We start from the raw sequence: 1998 nt of genomic DNA on the forward strand, positions 1-1998 counted from the left end.
GTCCAGAAGCATCCTGAGTTCGACTGCTCTTACCCCACAGTTAATCGTTACGTAACGGCCTCAAAGCAAGAACGCAAAATGAGCAAAACCGGATTTCTAGAGCTGCAGTGGCACCCGGGGGAAGCCCAAGCTGACTTCGGTGAGTGCGATGTCATCCTAAACGGACAAAGACGGACATGTCGCTTTCTCGTACTCTCTTTTCCGCAAAGCAACGCAGCGTTTGTTCAGTGCTTTTTGGGAGAAACCGCAGAATGTCTCTCTCAAGGTCTTATGGACATCTTCCAGCACATTCAAGGTATCCCGCGTCGATTAGTTCTAGACAACGCAACAGGTGCTGGAAGGAGAGTTGGTGAGGTGGTTAGGCTGACGCAGTTATTCCAGCGTTTTCAAGCTCATTTTGGATTCGAGGTTACCTTCTGTAACCCAGCTAGTGGGCATGAGAAAGGCAATGTGGAGAACAAGGTCGGCTACGCAAGGCGTAACTACTTCGTGCCACTTCCTTCAGCACCTTCGCTCCTAGAATGGAATGCAGAGTTGTTTCAAGTCTGTGAGCTCGACAACGCCAGGGAGCATTACAAAAAGGACGAACCGATCTGTACGCTGTTTGAAGCGGATCGCAAAGCCTTGCTACCACTGCCTAAGCTCGAATTTGAAGCTTGCCGCTATGAGCACGTGAAAACCAACGGCTACGGCAAATTTGTTCTAGGTGGATGTCACACGTATTCCTCCTCGCCGATGTACGCCGAGCGTGAAATCGTTGTGCGCGTCAGTGCGCATTTCATCGAACCGCTAGACGAGGCCGGTGATGCCATCTCCCGGCACAACCGCGAATTCGGTAGTGAACGCACGGATACCGTCGACTGGACGACCATGCTGGATCAGCTTATGGTGAAGCCCGCCGCATGGAAGAATAGCGTCATGCGTAGTCAATTGGCTTACGAGGTACGGGATTACATGGATGAGCAGGACAAGAGCGGCCTTAAGCAGGCACTCAAGCTCATCAAGGATTTGTCCAACCAATATGGATTAGACGTGGCTATGACGAGTATGCAGGAAGCGATCGTTCGTAAACGCACGGAGGGCCTTCCGGTCAATGCCGCTGTGGTGGCTGCCCGAATCGTCCACTATGGTCTCCATACGCCGGGAGAAGCAGGTCCGGATATGAGTCGCTACGATGAACTTCTCCCCGCATCAGGAGGTGCTAATTATGGATCGAAGTGAGGTCCGTCAGGAGATTGCACTTTTTTGTCGGCAACTCATCCTAAGCCAAAATGCCGTGCGGCTATGCGACTTGGAAGCAACGCCGAAGCAGGAAGAGTTCTTGCATCAAGTATTTAAAGAAGAACTGGAACACCGAGAACGACTGCGGAAAGTACGCCTGTTCCAGAAGGCTGCCTTCCCGGTTCGGAAGACGCTTGAGGGCTATGAGTTTCAGGCTCTACGCCTTCCCTCTACCTTACAAACGGATGAACTGACCTCGTGTCAGTTCGTTCGAGACAAAAAGAATCTCGTACTCTACGGCCCTGTAGGTACGGGCAAAACACACCTAGCCATCGCCCTAGGTGTGAAGGCCTGCGAACTTAGTATGTCGACGCGGTTCTTCACCGCTGCCTCGCTCGTCACAAGGCTCAGCGAGAGCAAGCGAGCAGGGTCTCTGGAGCGTACGATGAAAGAATTAGAGAAAGCTGATCTCGTCATTATTGACGAGTGGGGTTATCTGCCGATGGATCGAGAAGAAGCCCAACTGCTCTTTCAAGTGATTGCTGCAAGTTACGAACGACGAAGCCTCATCATTACGACCAATCTCGAATTCTCCAAGTGGGGAGGCATCTTCACCGACGACCAGATGGCTGCGGCGATGATTGACCGTCTTGCTCATCACGGACAGCTCATTGTTTTTGAAGGAGAAAGTTACCGCCTTAAGCACGCATTAATGCGTCAAAAGTGACCGATTAACTGGAAATTCCACAGGGAATTTCATGATAAAACCAGGGAATT

General features: G+C 51.4%; 2 protein-coding genes. Both read left to right on the forward strand.

What is annotated here, in order from left to right:
- Positions 1-1221 (forward strand): IS21 family transposase (gene istA / locus G519_RS46715; protein WP_036635552.1); only part of this gene is annotated, 1221 nt, incomplete at its 5' end.
- A complete protein-coding gene (gene istB / locus G519_RS0138170; RefSeq protein WP_036635555.1) occupies positions 1208-1948 on the forward strand; it encodes an IS21-like element helper ATPase IstB in 741 nt (246 codons plus the stop codon). The genes istA and istB, both read left to right, overlap by 14 nt.
- The last annotated feature ends 50 nt before the right edge of the window (positions 1949-1998 follow it).

The organism is Paenibacillus alginolyticus DSM 5050 = NBRC 15375 (assembly GCF_000422905.1).
Lineage (GTDB): Bacteria > Bacillota > Bacilli > Paenibacillales > NBRC-103111 > Paenibacillus_E > Paenibacillus_E alginolyticus.